The sequence below is a fragment of the Haloferax sp. KTX1 genome, assembly GCF_902410085.1.
Taxonomy (GTDB): domain Archaea; phylum Halobacteriota; class Halobacteria; order Halobacteriales; family Haloferacaceae; genus Haloferax; species Haloferax massiliensis.
Genome location: NZ_CABPRH010000044.1, coordinates 1 through 663 on the forward strand (window position 1 = coordinate 1; position 663 = coordinate 663).

At 63.5% G+C, this 663-nt stretch carries 1 protein-coding gene; it reads left to right on the plus strand.

All coding sequences use genetic code 11. From position 1 onward, the window contains the following. Window positions 1-65 precede the first annotated feature (65 nt). The coding region (locus FY251_RS20645; protein ID WP_148416839.1) for an ABC transporter ATP-binding protein at window positions 66-663 on the plus strand (598 nt) is incomplete at its 3' end.

Below are 663 nucleotides of genomic sequence, written 5' to 3' on the forward strand. Positions count from 1 at the left end.
GCGCTACTGGTCGTCGTCGGTGTCCTCGTGCGCCGCTACCGCCGCAGTGACGACGATATCGAGGTATGACGGTCATCGACGCACAGGGACTGGTCAAGCGCTACCGTACCGGCGGCCAGACCCTCTACGCACTGGCGGGTATCGACTTCGCCCTCGAAGCCGGCGAGTTCGTCTCGATTATGGGGCCCAGCGGCAGTGGCAAAACGACCCTACTGAACATCCTCGGACTACTTGATACGCCGACGGAAGGGACCGTCTTGCTGGAGGGGCAGGACGTGACCGGACTCGGCGACAGCAAGCGGACCGCGCTCCGCAAGCGAACGATCGGGTTCGTGTTCCAGCACTTCTATCTCCTGCCGACGCTGACTGCCGTCGAGAACGTCGAGGTGCCCCTGCTGTTGGACAGTGATCCGAAAGTCACAAAACGGGCCAGAACGCTTCTGGAGCGGCTTGGACTCGGTGACCGACTCGACCACAAGCCCGACGAACTCTCCGGTGGCCAGAAGCAACGCGTCGCCATCGCGCGCTCGCTCATCAACAGCCCGAAGGTCGTACTCGCCGACGAGCCGACGGGTAACCTCGACAGCGAAACCGGACGGCAGATACTCGACGAGTTCCGCCGCATCGCCGACGAGGACGACGTGGCAATCGTCGCAGTCACCC